The 15,884-nt window shown below is 72.3% G+C and carries 14 protein-coding genes; 5 read left to right on the top strand and 9 right to left on the bottom strand.

The features are described 5' to 3' along the window. Window positions 1-231 precede the first annotated feature (231 nt). The 3 genes from pfkB to D1J63_RS21445 form a co-directional block, all read right to left on the bottom strand. Complete coding sequence (gene pfkB, locus D1J63_RS21455; RefSeq protein WP_125630890.1) at window positions 232-1,179, bottom strand: 1-phosphofructokinase; 948 nt, start codon at window positions 1,177-1,179, stop codon at window positions 232-234. Next, window positions 1,176-1,937, bottom strand: coding sequence for a DeoR/GlpR family DNA-binding transcription regulator (locus D1J63_RS21450; protein WP_102929025.1), 762 nt, complete (start codon window positions 1,935-1,937; stop codon window positions 1,176-1,178). Before D1J63_RS21450 ends, pfkB begins: the two co-directional genes overlap by 4 nt. Window positions 1,938-2,124: 187 nt before the next feature. Beyond that, complete coding sequence (locus tag D1J63_RS21445; protein WP_125630888.1) at window positions 2,125-3,732, bottom strand: MFS transporter; 1,608 nt, start codon at window positions 3,730-3,732, stop codon at window positions 2,125-2,127. A 63-nt stretch (window positions 3,733-3,795) separates the two neighbouring features. On the opposite strand from D1J63_RS21445, the gene D1J63_RS21440 reads away from it, so the two are divergent. Further along, window positions 3,796-4,767 (top strand): YafY family protein, encoded by a 972-nt coding sequence (locus tag D1J63_RS21440; RefSeq protein ID WP_125630886.1) that lies wholly within the window; start codon window positions 3,796-3,798, stop codon window positions 4,765-4,767. Between the two features lie 36 nt (window positions 4,768-4,803). On the opposite strand, the gene D1J63_RS21435 is transcribed toward D1J63_RS21440, so the two are convergent. Both D1J63_RS21435 and D1J63_RS21430 read right to left on the bottom strand, forming a co-directional pair. Beyond that, a complete protein-coding gene (locus D1J63_RS21435) occupies window positions 4,804-5,559 on the bottom strand; it encodes a TetR family transcriptional regulator (protein WP_125630884.1) in 756 nt (251 codons plus the stop codon). Between the two features lie 496 nt (window positions 5,560-6,055). Beyond that, window positions 6,056-7,054, bottom strand: a complete 999-nt coding sequence (locus D1J63_RS21430) for a sigma-70 family RNA polymerase sigma factor (RefSeq protein WP_030190975.1) — start codon at window positions 7,052-7,054, stop codon at window positions 6,056-6,058. Window positions 7,055-7,266: 212 nt separating this feature from the next. Between D1J63_RS21430 and D1J63_RS21425 the strand changes: the two genes are divergently transcribed. Further along, entirely contained in the window at window positions 7,267-7,785 is a 519-nt protein-coding gene (locus tag D1J63_RS21425) for a GNAT family N-acetyltransferase (protein WP_125630882.1), read from the top strand. An 80-nt stretch (window positions 7,786-7,865) separates the two neighbouring features. On the opposite strand, the gene D1J63_RS21420 is transcribed toward D1J63_RS21425, so the two are convergent. Beyond that, the gene (locus D1J63_RS21420; RefSeq protein ID WP_102929030.1) at window positions 7,866-8,627 is read right to left on the bottom strand and encodes a class III extradiol ring-cleavage dioxygenase; all 762 of its coding nucleotides are present in this window, start codon (window positions 8,625-8,627) and stop codon (window positions 7,866-7,868) included. A gap of 121 nt (window positions 8,628-8,748) precedes the next feature. Here D1J63_RS21420 and D1J63_RS21415 point away from each other — a divergent pair, with 121 nt between their 5' ends. After that, window positions 8,749-9,240, top strand: coding sequence for a MarR family transcriptional regulator (locus D1J63_RS21415; protein WP_102929031.1), 492 nt, complete (start codon window positions 8,749-8,751; stop codon window positions 9,238-9,240). 109 nt (window positions 9,241-9,349) lie between these two features. On the opposite strand, the gene D1J63_RS21410 is transcribed toward D1J63_RS21415, so the two are convergent. Together D1J63_RS21410 and D1J63_RS21405 are read right to left on the bottom strand one after the other, a co-directional pair. Continuing rightward, window positions 9,350-10,897 (bottom strand): MFS transporter, encoded by a 1,548-nt coding sequence (locus D1J63_RS21410; RefSeq protein ID WP_102929045.1) that lies wholly within the window; start codon window positions 10,895-10,897, stop codon window positions 9,350-9,352. Window positions 10,898-11,139: 242 nt separating this feature from the next. Then, entirely contained in the window at window positions 11,140-11,793 is a 654-nt protein-coding gene (locus D1J63_RS21405) for a TetR/AcrR family transcriptional regulator (RefSeq protein WP_125630880.1), read from the bottom strand. A gap of 277 nt (window positions 11,794-12,070) precedes the next feature. Between D1J63_RS21405 and D1J63_RS21400 the strand changes: the two genes are divergently transcribed. Further along, on the top strand, window positions 12,071-13,369 hold the full coding sequence (locus D1J63_RS21400; RefSeq protein ID WP_125630878.1) for a M6 family metalloprotease domain-containing protein: 1,299 nt from the start codon (window positions 12,071-12,073) through the stop codon (window positions 13,367-13,369). 261 nt (window positions 13,370-13,630) lie between these two features. After that, window positions 13,631-15,220 (top strand): IclR family transcriptional regulator C-terminal domain-containing protein, encoded by a 1,590-nt coding sequence (locus D1J63_RS21395; RefSeq protein ID WP_125630876.1) that lies wholly within the window; start codon window positions 13,631-13,633, stop codon window positions 15,218-15,220. A gap of 70 nt (window positions 15,221-15,290) precedes the next feature. Here D1J63_RS21395 and D1J63_RS21390 read toward each other — a convergent pair whose 3' ends face one another. Then, a complete protein-coding gene (locus D1J63_RS21390) occupies window positions 15,291-15,761 on the bottom strand; it encodes a hypothetical protein (RefSeq protein WP_125630874.1) in 471 nt (156 codons plus the stop codon). Window positions 15,762-15,884 lie beyond the last annotated feature (123 nt).

Raw genomic sequence — 15,884 nt, 5'->3', positions numbered from 1 at the left:
GACGGACGGCCCGGGGAAGAGAGCCGCGAGCCGGACGGACGGCCCGGGGAAGAGAGCCGCGAGCCGGACGGACGGCCCGGGGAAGAGAGCCGCGAGCCGGACGGACGGCCCGGGGAAGAGAGCCGCGAGCGGGACCGACGACCCTGGGAAGGGAGCCGCGAGCGGGACCGACGGCCCGGGGAAGGGAGCCGTGAGCGGGGCTGACGGCCCGGGCGAGGTTCACGTCGGGAGTCACGGTGCCGGCTCCCCCAGTACGCGGTCCACGGGTACCTCGGTCGTGACGGTCACGGCGGCCGGGTCCAGATCCTGCGGCGTCGGCATCACGCTGCCGGGCAGCTGGACGGCGGCGGCGCCGTGCGCGACGGCGGAGGCGAGGGCGCCGGGGCCGGTCCCGCCGGCCACGAGGAACCCGGCGAGGGAGGAGTCCCCGGCGCCGACGTTGCTGCGTACGGCGTCCACGCGGGCGGTGCCGTACCAGGTGCCCGCGTCGTCCACGAGGAGCTGCCCGTCGGCGCCGAGGCTGGCGAGCACGGACCGGGCGCCCAGCTCCCGCAGTTCCTCGGCGGCCTTCACGGCGTCACCGACCGTGGCGAGGGGACGGCCGACCGCCTCGGCCAGTTCCTCGGCGTTCGGCTTGACCACGTCGGGCCGCTCGCGCAGCGCCCGCAGCAGGGCCGGACCGGAGGTGTCCAGGGCGATCCGGACCCCGGCGGCGTGCGCGCGGGCGACCAGGTCGGCGTACCAGGACGGGGCCAGGCCGCGGGGCAGGCTGCCGCAGCAGGCGATCCAGTCCGCGCCGGGCGACTGGCGCCGTACGGTCTCCAGGAGCAGTTCCGTCTCCGCCGGGGAGAGTTCGGGGCCCGGCGCGTTGATCTTCGTGAGGACGCCGTCGGCCTCGGCGAGCGCGATGTTGGACCGGGTGGGCCCGGTGATCGGGACCGCCGCGACCTCGATGCCCTGCGCGTCGAGCAGGTCGGCGACGAGGGCGCCAGGCGCCCCGCCCAGCGGCAGCACCGCGACGGTGCGCTGCCCGGCGGCGGTCACCGCGCGCGAGACGTTCACGCCCTTGCCGCCGGGGTCGACCCGCTCGCCGGTGGCGCGGACGACCTCGCCTCGGTCGAGGGACGGCACCTCGTAGGTGCGGTCCAGCGACGGGTTGGGGGTGACGGTCAGGATCATGCGCGTACTACTTCCGTGCCGGCGCGCTCGATGTCGCCGGCGTCCTCGGGGGTCAGTCCGTTGTCGGTGATGAGCAGGTCCACGTCGCTCAGGGCGCCGAAGCGGGCGAAGTGCTCCTGGGCGTACTTGGAGGAGTCGGCGAGCAGCACCACACGCCGGGCGGCGGTCAGGGCGGCCCGCTTGACGGCGGCCTCGGCGAGGTCGGGGGTGGTCAGGCCGTGCTCCACGGAGAACCCGTTGGCCGCCACCACGGCCACGTCGGCGCGGATCTCGCCGTATGCGCGCAGCGCCCAGGCGTCCACGGCGGCACGCGTACGGTGCCGGACGCGTCCGCCGACGAGGTGGAGCTGGATGCCGGGGTGGTCGGCGAGGCGGGCCGCGATGGGCAGGCTGTGGGTGACCACCGTCAGCGAGGTCTCCGGCGGGATCGCCGCGGCCATGCGGGCCACCGTGGAACCCGCGTCGAGGATCATCGTGCCCTCGACCGGCAGTTCCGCCAGGGCCGCCTTGGCGATGCGGTCCTTCTCGTCGGCGGCCGTGGACTCGCGCTCGGCGAGGTCCGGTTCGAAGTCGAGCCGTCCGGCGGGGATGGCGCCGCCGTGCACCCGGCGGAGCAGACCGGCGCGGTCGAGGGCCTTGAGGTCGCGGCGGATGGTCTCCGCCGTCACCTGGAACTCCTCGGCCAGCGACACCACGTCCACCCGGCCGCCGTCCCGGGCCAGCCGGAGGATCTCCTGCTGACGCTCCGGTGCGTACATGACCGTTCACCTCCGACCGTGCCCGAACCTGTGGTTTCTCCCGGAGGCTACGCCCGGTTGTCCGGAATGTAAACAGCAAACGGAAACAGTCAGGCGCAAGCAGACATGAACGGGCATCGGACATCGGGCATGACGAGAGGCTGGTCCGGCACCGAGGTGCCCGACCAGCCTCTCGCCGGCGTCTGTCTCAGACCAGTGCGGGCTCCTTCTCCTCCGTCCGGTCCTCCGCCCGGCCCCCTTCCACGTGCTGGGCCGGCCGTCCGGGCAGGGCGAACATCAGCAGGAAGATCCCGGTCAGCACCGCCGCCACCCAGCCCAGCGCGTTCTGGAAGGCGTCCACGTAGGCCGGGCCGAGGCGGGCGGGGGTGAGGTGGTCGCTCATCGTGCCGAAGAAGACCACCGACACCAGCCCGAGCCCCAGCGCGTTGCCCATCTGCTGCACGGTGTTGATGAGCCCCGACGCCGCCCCGGCGTGCTCGCGCGGCACCTGGGAGAGCACCGCGTCGGTCAGCGGCGCGACGATCAGGCCCATGCCGACGCCCATCACGACCAGCGGCGGCGCCATCTGCCAGGACGTGATCGCGAGGCCGTAGTGCCCGGACTCCCAGATGTAGAGGAGCACTCCGGCCGCCATCACCAGCGCTCCCGCCTGAAGCACCTTGCGCCCGAAGCGCGGGACCAGCTTCTGCACCGAGATCCCGGCGGCGGTGGACACGGCGATCGAGAACGGCACGCCGGTCAGGCCGGCCCGCAGCGGGCTCCAGCCGAGCCCGTACTGCAGGTACAGCGTCCACACCAGGAAGAAGATGCCGAGGGCGACCCCGAAGACGGTCTGCACGGCGATCCCGGCCGCGAAACTCTTCACCCTGAACAGCGACAGCTCCACCAGCGGCGAGCCGTCCCGCGCGCTCTTGCGCCGCTCGTAGGCGACCAGGACCGCGAGGACCACGACCGACCCGGCCATCGAGAGGTGTCCCCACAGCGGCCAGCCCAGCTCCTCGCCCCGGGTGAGCGGGTAGATCAGCATCAGCAGTCCGAGGGTGACCAGCGCGACCCCGACCAGGTCCAGCCGCAGGGCGCGCGGCGCCTTCGACTCCGTGATGAAGCGGCTGCCGAGGACCAGGCCCGCGATGCCGACCGGCAGGTTGATGAGGAAGATGGGCCGCCACTCGAGACCGAAGAGGTTCCACTCGGTGAGCAGCGCGCCCAGCAGCGGCCCGGAGACGGCACCGAGTCCGACGATCGCGCCGAACAGCCCGAAAACCTTGCCGCGTTCGTGCGCCGGGAAGGTGGCGTGCACGATCGACAGCACCTGCGGCACCATCAGGGCCGCCATGCCGCCCTGGAGAATGCGGGAGGCGACCAGCATCTCCGGGTTCGCGGCGAGGCCGCACAGCGCCGAGGCGAGGGTGAAGCCGCCGATGCCGACGAGGAAGACCCGCTTGCGGCCGTGGATGTCGCCGAGCCGGCCGCCGGTGATCAGTCCGGCCGCGAAGGCGAGGGCGTACCCGGCGGTGATCCACTGGACCTGGCTGAAGGTGGCGCCCTCGTCCTTCTGGATCGAGGGGATGGCGATGTTGACGATGGTGACGTCCACCAGGTCCATGAACGCCGCGGTCATCACGATCGCGAGCGCGAACCAGCGGCGCCGGTCGCCCGCGCCGGGCTCGGCGGACTCGACGGGTTCCGTGGGTACGGCGGGCTTGGCGGGCCGGGCGGATTCGGCGGGCGAGCGGGGCTCGTCGGTTGCGGCGGACGGGGCCGGCGTCGGCTCCGGGGTGTGCGTGGTGGTCATGGGGAGGAACGTACGCGGCCAGTAGGACGGATCGTGTCCTAGATCTACGGCATCCTCGAACGCATGACGACGGACACTCCGGCCCGGCTGCTGACCCTCCTCTCCCTCCTCCAGACGCCCCGCGAATGGCCCGGCGGCGAGCTGGCCGACCGGCTCGGGGTCTCCCGGCGCACCGTCCGGCGGGACATCGACCGCCTGCGGGAGCTGGGCTATCCGGTGCAGGCGACGATGGGCGCCGACGGCGGCTACCGGCTGGTGGCGGGCAAGGCGATGCCGCCGCTCGTCCTCGACGACGAGGAGGCGGTGGCCATCGCGGTCGGGCTGCGGGCGGGCGCCGGGCACGCGGTCGCGGGCCTGGACGAGGCGTCGGTGCGGGCCCTGGCCAAGCTGGAGCAGGTGCTGCCGTCCCGGCTGCGGCACCGGGTCACCACGCTCCAGTCCGCGACCACGCCGCTGACCAGCGGGGACGGGCCGAGCATCGCGCCCGAGACGCTGACCGTGATGGCCTCGACGGTGGCCGGGCACGAGCGGCTGCGGTTCGCCTACCGCGCGGCCGACGGCACCGGGACGCGACGCCTGACGGAGCCGTACCGGCTGGTGTCGACGGGGCGGCGCTGGTACCTGGTCGCCTACGACCTCGACCGGGGCGACTGGCGGACCTTCCGGGTCGACCGGGTGAGCGATCCTTTCGCCACGGGGTCGCGGTTCGCGCCCCGGGAGCTGCCCACCGGCGACGCGGCCGAATACCTGCGGCGTTCGATGCAGCGGCGCACCGACTCCTACGAGATCGCGGTCGTCTTCCACGCCCCGGCCGAGGCCGTCGCGCCGCTGTTGCCCCCGTGGATGGGTGCGCCCGAGCCGGTGGAGGGGTGCGCCTCGTGCGTGGTGCGGGCGACCGTGTCCGGCCCGGTGGAGTGGACCGCGGCCCGGCTGGCGACCACCGGCCTGGAGTTCCGGGTCCGGGAACCGGCGGAACTGGTGGACTGCGTACGGGAGCTGGGGGCGCGGCTGGCACGGGCGGCGGGGCCCGACTGAGAGGTGGCTGCCGTGCCCGCCCTCGCACCACCTGCGTTACGTGCGTTCCGCGGGCCCGTCCTCCCAGGCGAAGTCCCGCAGCACCTCCAGGTTCAGCAGCGCCTGCTCCAGGGGGCCGCGCGCGTCGCGGGAGGACGACGACGCCCACTGCTCCGTCGCCACCCGCACGGCGGCGCCCGCCACGGCGGCGGCGAAGTGCAGCCGGGGAGCGGCGGCCCGTCGTGCGGCAACGTTGTCGTCACCGCCGGACATCCGCGCGGCCAGCGCCTCCACCAGTCCCCGCTCCGTGGCGTGGCAGACCTCCGCCCACACCTTGCGCAGCGCCGGACTGCTCCCGGCCAGGCGGATGAGGGCGCGGGCCCACTCCCAGGAGGGCGCCGAGACGCCCGCGCCCGGGGTCAGCGTGTGCCGCACGGCGTGTTCGAGTGCCTCGGGCGGGGACAGTTCGGCCGGGGCGTCGCGCACCGCCCGTACCCAGCGCTCGGCGCCGAGGGCGTAGAGGGGGGCGATGGCCTCCTCCTTGGCCGCGAAGTAGCGGTAGAAGGTGCGCGGGGCGACTCCCGCGGCCTTGGCGATGTCCTCGGCCCGGGTGGCCCGCAGGCCCTGGTCCGCGAAGAGGCGGGCCGCCGCCCGGGCGATCTCCATCCGGGTCTCGGCCTTGCGCCGCTCGGTCAGGGAGACCTGCCCGGCGGGGACCTGCCCGGCGGAGACCTGCCCGGCGGAGAACGGCCCGGTGGAGCTGGACGGCCCCGGTGCCGGGTCGGGACGTGACGAAGGAACGGTGGTGCTCACTTCGGCAGGCTATGCCGCTGTGGCAGAATCTGCCATTCGGCGGGCCACCCCGGGGTTCAGGTTCGGGGTGCCCCGCCTCTCTCGCGTCTCTCGATCGTCTCCCCCTGCGGAAGGAGCCGGGCTGCGGCGCCCCGGGGGGAGAGGCGCCGAGCCCGGCTCGGGAAGTCCCGGCGCCGGGGGGAGTGCGTCGGGACGTGGTCCAGTGGTACCGCGCCGGGGGCGCGGCGCGAGCCGTCGCCGGAGGCGGGACGAACGGGCCGAACGTTGGGGTTGGACGGACCGGACGGGCCGGGTGAAGCGCCCGACGAATGGGCCGGTCCGCCGGGCTTGAACGTCTCTTTCCCGGCCCCGGCGGGTTGAAGCAGCGTTGTACGGCCATGTTTGCGCCGGGTTCAGCACCCGGCGTACGCCCCACCCGCCACGTCACGCCCCCGCGTCACGCCACCGTGTCACACGGCAGCCGGGCCGCACGGCCCGGCCGTCGTCTCCGGCGGCGTTACGCGGCCGCCTCGAAGCCGGTGTCGCGGGCCAGCTTCTTCAGCTCCAGCAGCGCGTGCTTCTCGATCTGGCGGATGCGCTCACGCGTGAGGCCGTGCTCCTTGCCGACCTCGGTCAGCGTGCGCTCGCGGCCGTCGTCGATGCCGTACCGCATCTTGATGATGGAGGCCGTGCGCGGGTCGAGCCGGCCGATGAGGTCGTCCAGCTCCTCGCTGCGCAGCAGGGTCAGCACCGACTGCTCGGGCGACACGGCGGAGGTGTCCTCCAACAGGTCGCCGAACTGGGTCTCGCCCTCGTCGTCCACCGACATGTTCAGCGAGACCGGGTCGCGGGCCCAGTCGAGCACGTCGGTGACGCGCTCCGGCGTGGAGCCCAGCTCGGCCGCGATCTCGGCGGGCTCCGGCTCGCGGCCGTGCTCGCGGTTGAACTCGCGCTGCACACGCCGGATCCGGCCCAGCTCCTCCACCAGGTGGACGGGCAGCCGGATGGTGCGCGACTGGTCGGCGATGGACCGGGTGATGGCCTGACGGATCCACCAGGTCGCGTACGTCGAGAACTTGAAGCCCTTGCGGTAGTCGAACTTCTCGACGGCGCGGACCAGGCCGGCGTTGCCCTCCTGGATCAGGTCGAGGAGCGGCAGACCGCTGCGCGGGTAGCGGCGGGCCACCGCGACGACCAGGCGGAGGTTGGAGCGGATGAAGACGTCCTTCGCCCGCTCGCCCTCGTCGATCAGGGCCTGGAGTTCCTCACGGGTGGCGTCCGCCCCGGTCTCCTCGTACCCTTCGAGGACCTGCCGCGCGAACACACCCGCCTCGATGGTCTGGGACAGCTCGACCTCCTTGGCGGCGTCGAGCAGCGGTGTCCGGGCGATCTCGTCGAGGTACATGCCGACCAGATCGCGGTCGGCGAGCTCGCCGCCGTTCGCGCGGACGCTGGTTGCCGAGCCGGAGGTCTCGCCGGTGGCGGACTTACGACGGGCGACGGCACGGGTTGCCATGCGTGCTCCCTTGCGATGGTGGTTCAGCGGGTGGTCCGGTGGACGCTCGGGCGCCTTGCGGGGTTGTCTCCGTGTCTCCAGCCCCTCTCGGGACTCTCCTCGGGTGCCCTGCATCCGATGGAAACAACGACTGGAATCCGGACAGAATTCCCAACCCGCCCCTCGATTTTTCTGATCATGCAGTACCCTGTCCCGCCACACGAGGAGGGGCGATGCCGTCGGGAACCGCTGAGGTCCAGGTCAGGCCGGGAGTCGAGGAGGATCTCAAGGCCCTCACCGACCTCTACAACCACTACGTACGTGAGACGCCCATCACGTTCGACACCGAGCCGTTCACCCCGGAAGAGCGCCGCCCTTGGCTGCTCTCCCACCCTGAAGACGGCCCCCACCGTCTGAGGGTTGCCGCAGACGCGGACTCACAGGAGATTCTGGGGTACGCCACCTCCAGCCCCTACCGCGCGAAACCCGCCTACACGACCTCGGTGGAGACCACCGTCTACGTCGCCCCGGGGGCGGGCGGGCGGGGCATCGGCTCGCTCCTCTACGCCGCCCTCTTCGACGCCCTGGCCGGCGAGGACCTGCACCGGGCCTACGCGGGCATCGCCCAGCCCAACGAGGCGTCCGCCCGGCTGCACACCCGCTTCGGCTTCCGGCACGTCGGCACGTACCGGGAGGTGGGCCGCAAGTTCGGCCGGTACTGGGACGTGGCCTGGTACGAGAAGCCGCTGTAGCCCCGGCGGCGGCACCCGGGGGCGCCTCTCGCACCTCGTCGGCCTGCGGCCGTCAGCCGTCGGCCGTCGGCCGGTGGCCGTCAGCCGAACTGCACCGACCGCTTCGCCAGCCCCATCCAGAACCCGTCGATCACCGACTGCCGCGTGTCCAGCTCACCGGCCGCGTCCGCCGCGCCCATGGTCACGAACAGGGGCGCGAAGTGCTCGGTGCGCGGGTGGGCGAGCCGCCCCGCCGGGGACTTGTGGGCGAAGTCGAGCAGCCCGTCCACGTCCCCGCCCTCCAGCGCGCGCCGGCCCCAGTCGTCGAACTCCGCGGACCAGGACGGGATGCCGCCCTGGCGGAGCGCGGCCAGGTTGTGGGTGAAGAAGCCGGAGCCGATGATCAGCACGCCCTCGTCGCGCAGCGGCGCGAGCCGGCGGCCGATCTCCATGAGCCGCGCCGGGTCGAGGGTCGGCATGGAGACCTGGAGGACCGGGATGTCGGCGCCGGGGTACATCTCGACCAGGGGCACGTAGGCGCCGTGGTCGAGGCCGCGGTCGGGGACGTCCTGCACGGGCGTACCGGGAGCGCGCAGCAGCCTGCGCACGGACTCGGCGAGCGCGGGGGCACCGGGGGCCTCGTAGCGCACCTGGTAGTAGTGCTCCGGGAAGCCCCAGAAGTCGTAGACCAGGGGGACGGTCCGGGTGGCGCCGAGGGCGAGCGGGGCCTCCTCCCAGTGGGCGGAGACGACGAGGATCGCCCTGGGGCGGGGCAGGGCGGCGGACCAGGCGGCGAGCTCACCGGGCCAGACGGGGTCGTCGGCCAGCGGCGGGGCGCCGTGACTGAGGTAGAGGGCGGGCATGCGTTCCTGCGGGGCGGCGGGCACGGCGGCTACTCCAATACTTGAACTCTCAATCTCTACTGAGGCTCAATCTACCCCCAGTTTGTTTAACATTCAAGGAACCGTCTCGTACAGTGGGCGCATGAACGACGAACCCCGATGGCTCACCGCCGAGGAGCAGCTCGTCTGGCGCTCCTACATCGAGGCCGCCACCCTCCTCGAGGACCACCTCGACCGCCAGCTCCAGCGCGACGCCGGCATGCCGCACGTCTACTACGGCCTGCTGGTCAAGCTGGCCGAGTCACCGCGCCGGCGGCTGCGGATGACGGAGCTGGCCAAGTACGCCAAGATCACCCGTTCCCGGCTCTCGCACGCGATCGCCCGCCTGGAGAAGAACGGCTGGGTCCGCCGCGAGGACTGCCCCTCCGACAAGCGGGGCCAGTTCGCCATCCTCACGGACGAGGGGTACGAGGTGCTGCGCCGGACCGCACCGGGCCACGTGAACGCCGTGCGCCAGGCGGTCTTCGACCGGCTCACCCCCGAACAGCAGAAGTCCCTCGGCGAGATCATGCGGATCGTCGCCGAGGGACTTCAGCCGAGCGAAGCGGGTGCGGACCTGCCCTGGCTGCGCTGAGCGCGCGGCCGGGGCAGGTCCGGGGGAACCGTGCGTACGGGGCGTCCCCTCCCCGTACGCACGGGTGGAACAGGAGCCCGAGCGGGTACGGCTGCCGATTCGGACGCCGTCAGTGGGCGACGACCGGCACCCGCAGCTCGTCCTCGGCCTCGTCGCCCGCACCGGACCCGGCGACGGCGTTGCCGCTGCCCGGGCGCCCGGCGTTGACGAAGGTCAGGGCGATGGCGGCCGCCACGACCAGGATGCCGACGGCGAACCAGATCGCGCTGGTGTAGCCCTGCACCTGGCCCTGCAGCTGGACCAGCTGCTGCTGGGAGCGGGAGGACGCGCCGCCGATGTGGTCGGCGATGTACGACGTCGTCGCGGAGGCGGCGATCGTGTTCAGCAGCGCCGTACCGATCGCGCCGCCCACCTGCTGCGAGGTGTTGACCATCGCGGAGGCGACACCCGCGTCCCGCGGCTCCACGCCGGTGGTGGCCAGGGACATGGCGGGCATGAACGCCGTACCCATGCCGAGGCCGAGCAGGAGCATGCCGGGCAGCAGCACACCGGCGTAGGAGGTGTCGACCTCCATCTGGGTGAGGAACAGCATGCCGACCGCGGCGACCAGGAAGCCGGGACCCATCAGCAGCCGGGGCGCGACCCGGGTCATCAGCCGGGTGCCGATCTGGGTCGAGCCCGTGATCATGCCCGCGATCATCGGCAGGAAGGCGAAGCCGGTCTTCACCGGCGTGTAGCCCTTCACGATCTGCAGGTAGTAGGTCAGGAAGAGGAACAGGCCGAACATCGCGATGATGGCCAGACCCAGCGAGAGGTAGACCCCGCCCCGGTTGCGCTCGGTGATCACGCGCAGCGGCAGCAGCGGAGCCTTGACCTTGGACTCGACGACCACGAAGGCCAGCAGCAGCACCGCCGAGGCGACGAACATGCCGACCGTCACGGCGTCGCTCCAGCCGTTGGACTCGGCGCGGGTGAAGCCGTAGACGAGCGCGACCAGACCGAGGGTGGACAGGATCACGCCGGGGATGTCGAGCGGCGAGCGGTTGCGGCCGCCCTCGGGCTCACGGATGACCAGGTACGCGCCGGCCGCGGCGACGATGGCGAACGGGATGTTGACGAAGAACGTCCAGCGCCAGTTCAGGTACTCGGTGAGGAATCCGCCGAGGATCAGACCCACGGCGCCACCGCCACCGGCGATCGCACCGTAGATGCCGAAGGCCTTGGCGCGCTCCTTGGCGTCCGTGAACATCACGGCGAGCAGCGAGAGCGCGGCGGGCGCGAGCAGGGCGCCGAAGACACCCTGGAGGGCGCGGGAGCCGAACATCATCGCCTCGTTGGTGGCCGCACCGCCCAGCGCGGAGGCGACGGCGAAGCCGCCCAGCCCGAGGACGAAGGTGCGCTTGCGGCCCCACAGGTCGGCTATCCGGCCGCCGAACAGCAGCAGACCGCCGAAGGCGAGGGCGTAGGCCGTGACGACCCACTGCCGGTTGCCGTCGGAGATGCCGAGGTCCTGCTGCGCGGAGGGCAGGGCGATGTTCACGATGGTGGCGTCCAGGACCACCATCAGCTGGGCGAGCGCGATGAAGACCAGCGCTTTCCAGCGACCGGCATCCGGGGCGTCGGCGACGCCGGAAGCCTTGACGGCTGTTTGAGACATGGAGATACCCACTTCGGACTTCGTGACGGAAAAAGACGAGAAAAGGGACGACTGGACCCGCGCCGATCACCCGCCGTCAGCGGGACGGCTGACGGCTCGGCGCCGGTGTCGATATCGGTGTCGGTGTAGGTGTCGCTGTCGGTGTGGAGGTATGTGAAGGTGCCGGTGTCGGCTTCGCTGTCGGTGTAGGTGCCGGTGTAGGTGCCGGTGTCGGCTTCGCTGTCGGTGTCGAACTGGCTGGACTACTGGTCGCAGGGCCGGCGGAGGTCCTCCACGGTGACGGCCGTACCCGGCAGGGCGGAGCGGGCGGGAGCCCGCAGCCCGTCCAGGAACAGCTGCAGATGGCGATGGACGAACCGGTCGACGCTCACGCACCCCGTACCGGCCGGGGGCCGGCTGAGCTGGGCGGCGGCGATCATCACATCGCCCACGCCCACGTCGTCGCGGAGCTGACCGGCCGCCTTCGCCCGGTCCATGACCTCGGCGACGAGCCGTTCGACCCGTTCGCGTGCCGCCTCCAGGTCGGGGTGGTGCTCGTCGAACGTGCTGGCCACCATGGGACACAGGGCGCTGATGCGCTCGTCGGCGGAGGCGTGCACGAAGCGCTCCAGCGCCTCGAACGCGTCCCCGGTCTCGTCGAGCGCCAGCTCGGCCGCCCGTGCCGTACGGTCCATGACCGAGCAGACGACCTCGCGGACGAGGGCGTCGCGGTCGGGGAAGTTGCGGTACACCGTGGCGTTGCCGACGCCGGCCCGGCGGGCGACGTCGTCGAACGGCACGTCCGGGCCGTGCTCGACGAACATCTCCCGGGCGGCGAGGACGATCCGCTCCCGATTGCGCAGAGCGTCGGCGCGGGGCCTGGTCACCTTGCGCTGGTCGGGGATGGCGGTCTGCACGGCGCACTCCTTGGTCTGTGGTTCACGATCCGGGGAGCAAGTCCCCGTTTCGCTCGGACACAGGTCTAAACGGGGAAACGATCCCCGGTTATTTCCCGCCCCCGAAGAACTTTCCGGTGACCTGAGTCACACCTGTGCCGCTCCTCCCCCGGTCGGCGGCTACCGGTGAGAAACCCACGATCGGCCTCTCCAGCGCGCGCCCGCCCACCCGGCGGCCCAGGGTGAGCCCAAGGGCGCAGCCGGTGTCGGGCGGCTGCCGTGGCACGGGGAGGTCCGCATGCAGCCGCACGGGCAGGCGCAGCCGCCGAGCCGCCGCATACGCCCGCGCCGACTGGCCGCGGGCGGGACCGTCGCCGTCCTGACCCTCGCCCTCAGCACCTCGGCCGGCACCGGTCGGCTCGCGCCCGGCACCTCGACCTCGGGCCCCGGCCCCGCCGCCCTCTCCCGCTCCTCCGCGCACGGCCCCTGCATGATCAGCGGCGGCCCCGAGACCCAGATGTCCGAGGGCGTCCCGACCTCCACCGGCTACGCCCGCTCGACCGGCACCGTCCGCGCGCTCACCCTGATGATCGACTTCTCCGACGCGCCCGGCGAGGGCAAGGCGCTCGACCGGTACGCGGAGTTCTTCCCGCAGACCGAGGAATGGTTCCGCACCAGCAGCTACGGCCGCCTCGACTACCGTCCCGAAACCCCGATCCGGGACTGGCTCCGGATGCCCAAGTCCTTCGCCGAGTACGGCATAGAGCGCGGCGCCCCCTTCGAGCCCGGCTACCGCAAACTGGTCCAGGACCTGGTCGCGGCGGCCGACTCCAAGGTCGACTTCCGCGCCTACGACCTCGTGAACGTCCTGGTCACCCCGAACGCGGGCCCCTCCGCCCTGGACACGGTCCTGTCCGTGACCTTCGCCGGGAACCAGGAGGCCCCGGTCGCCGACGGCGTCCCGGTGGCCAACGCCTCCTTCGTGTACTCCCGCCAGGACGACGGCTCCGGCTCCTACGACGAGACCGGCTACCGGGTCCTCCCCCACGAGAACGGCCACGTCTTCGGCCTCCCGGACCTCTACACCCAGGAGGGCGGCGGCGCCGTCGGCCACTGGGACATCATGAGCGAGGACTGGGGGGCCAACAACGACCTCCTCGGCTGGCACAAGTGGAAGCTGGGCTGGCTCGACCGCACCCAGGTGCACTGCGCGTCCGCGCCCGGGACGACCGAGTACACACTGACCCCGCTGGCCCGCAAGGGCGGCGACAAACTGGTGGTCCTGCCGCTGAGCGGCACGTCCGGCTACGCGGTCGAACTGCGCACCCGCGAGGGCAACGACGAGACGGTGTGCCGGCCCGGCGTACTGATCTACAAGGTCGACGCGGACGTGGACACCGGCATGGGCCCGGTACGGGTCTACGACTCCCAGCGCGACAGCGGCGGCTGCACCCGCAGCCCCAACGTCCACGCCGAACTCTCGGACGCCACCTTCACGCAGGGCGAGACCTTCAAGGACCCGCGCAAGGGCGTCACGATCAAGGTGACGGACAAGGACGGGACGGGAGACGTACGGGTCCGGGTCACCCGGAAGTGACGGCCGGGTACGGATCGCCCGGGCGTGACGGCCGTGTCCGGGCCACCCGGGCGTGACGGGGGGGACGGTCGAGCCGAGGTGGTCGGCGGGGACGGTCAAGCGGAGGCGGAGGCGGGAGGCAGTGGGCAGGGACGGTCGATCGGATGCAGGGGGCGAGGACGGTCGATCGGATGCAGCGGTCGGGTCGGGCTACCGTAGGCGCCCTGCGACACCCTGCGACACCCTGCGGCGCCCTGCCGTGATCGCCGTACCGGAGAGCCGATGCCCGCCCACACCCCTGACGTCACGCCGACCGAGGCGGTCGCCCCGACCGAGGCGGTCACGCCTCTCCTGCGCGGCATCGCCGTACTCCGCCGGCTGACCGAGGCGGACGGCGGCACCCTCAGCCTCAGCGCCCTGGAGAAGACCACCGGCCTGGCCCGCTCCACGGTCGACCGCCTCACGGCGACCCTCGCCCGCATGGGATACGTCCGCCTGGACGGCCGCGACGTGACCCTGGCCCCCCGCCTGATGGAACTGGGCAACGCCTACCTCGCCGCCCTCCGTCTCCCCGCCCTGCTCTCGGCCCGCGCGGACGCCCTGGCCGACGAACTGGACGAGTCGGTGTCGTTGGCGGTCGGCGACCGGGACGGCATCCGCTTCATCCACCAGGCCACCCGCCGCCGCGCCATGTCCCTGAGCTTCCGCATCGGCGACCTGCTCCCGGCGGAACGCACGGCCCCCGGCCCCCTCTTCGCCACGGAATGGACGGACGCGGACTGGCACCACTGGCGAGAACGCCGAGCCGCGGACCCGGCGGACCACACCTTCCCTGCCGTACCACCCCGCGAACGCCCCACGCCGGACGAGGACTTCGCCCTCCGCACCTCCACGGCGGCGCGCGACGACTACGCGCTGGACGACCAACTCATCGAACCGGGCCTGGTCGCACTGTCGGTCCCCGTACGACACCCCGGCACCGGCCGCGTGGCCTGCGTGGCGAGCGTCGTGAGCCACACCAGCCGCCACACGGCCCCGGACCTGCGCACGGCCCTTCTCCCCCGCCTGCGCGCGGCGGTGGCGGCGATGGAGAACGACCTGCGCAAGGCCCCTCCCCCGACCCCGGGTCCACCCCGCGCGGGCCTGGCCACCTGGACAGGGGCGTCAAAACAGGAACTGGGCCGGGACTTCGTGGAGTCCCTCGCCCGCGGCCTGACGGTACTCACCGCCTTCGGCGAGGGACGCTCCGCGCTCACCCTGACCCAGGTCGCCAAGGCAACGGGCCTGTCCCGCGCGACCGCACGCAGAGCCCTGATCACCTTCACCCACGCCGGCCTGGTGGCCCCGGCCCCCGAGGCCACCTTCACCCTCACCCCCCGGGTCCTGTCCCTCGGCTTCCCACCCCTCTCCCACACCTCCCTCCCCGAGATCGCCCAGCCCCACCTGACCGCCCTCGCCGACCGCGTCCACGAATCGACGTCCCTCGCCGTCCTCGCGGACTCCGGCACGGAGATCCAGTACACGGCCCGGGCGTCCACGGCCCGCGTCCTGAGCGCCCGCGTCACGGTCGGCACCCGCCTCCCGGCCCACGCGACGGCCCTGGGCCGCGTCCTGCTGGCCCTCCCCGAGGTCCGGGCCCGGGGCTACGCCCTGGTCGACGAGGAACTGGAAGCCGGCCTGCGCGCCATCGCGGTCCCGGTACGCGACCGCACGGGCAGGGTGGTGGCGGCCCTCAACGTGGCCATGCACGCGGCCCGCCGCACGACCGAGGCCTGCGAAACGGAGCTCCTCCCCGAGCTGACCCGAACGGCATCCGCCATCGAGTCCGACCTCCGAGTGGCAGGCCACTTCGTCCACGTCCCCCCGACGTGAGGATCGGCAGCGCGCAGCCCCTGTGGCGTGACGCCTGACCTCTGCGGGGAATCTCGGCGTGAAGGCCCAATCACGCTCGATGAGTGTCCTGCCTGCTGACTTCGCGCCACCACGCGGCGACTCGGGCGTCCATCCAGTACAGCATCTCGGCCTTGCCCGTCGCGGTGTCGGAACCACCTTGAGTGTTTTCGATGGGCCAGCGCTTTTCCTTGAACAGCTGGGCGGAGATGCGGCTGAGGGCCGCGTGCTCATTACTCTGCTGACGCTCCGGAAGTCCGGAACGCTGAAGCACCTCGGTGAACGCGACCTTCTCGTCGGGACGTTCAGCGGTCACTTCGAAGAGCGCACGAACGCCAGGAAGGTGATTCACCTTCCTCCACAGCAGCTCGACCTGAGCTTTCGTCCACAACCCCTGGCGTCCGAGGTCAACGGTCGTGTCGGTCCCATCGATTTCCGCAAGGAGCCCGTTGAGCTTGGTGTTGAGGGATTCGAGATCGGCGAGTGCGGAGACGACGGCGGCCCGCAGTGTTGCGAGATCCATGAGCGCAACCTTCCATATGGCTTCGTAGACGAACCTGTACGCGAGGACAATATGACTTCGTCTACGACTCCACAAGACCCGGGCGCACCGACGCCCGCCGCCCGAAGGGCACTCGCGACGCCA

Origin of the sequence: Streptomyces sp. KPB2 (assembly GCF_003950055.1) — a bacterium.
Classification (GTDB): Bacteria; Actinomycetota; Actinomycetes; order Streptomycetales; family Streptomycetaceae; genus Streptomyces; species Streptomyces salinarius.
Note: the sequence above shows the minus strand (reverse complement) of the source record. Positions and strands in the feature narration are given on the sequence as shown.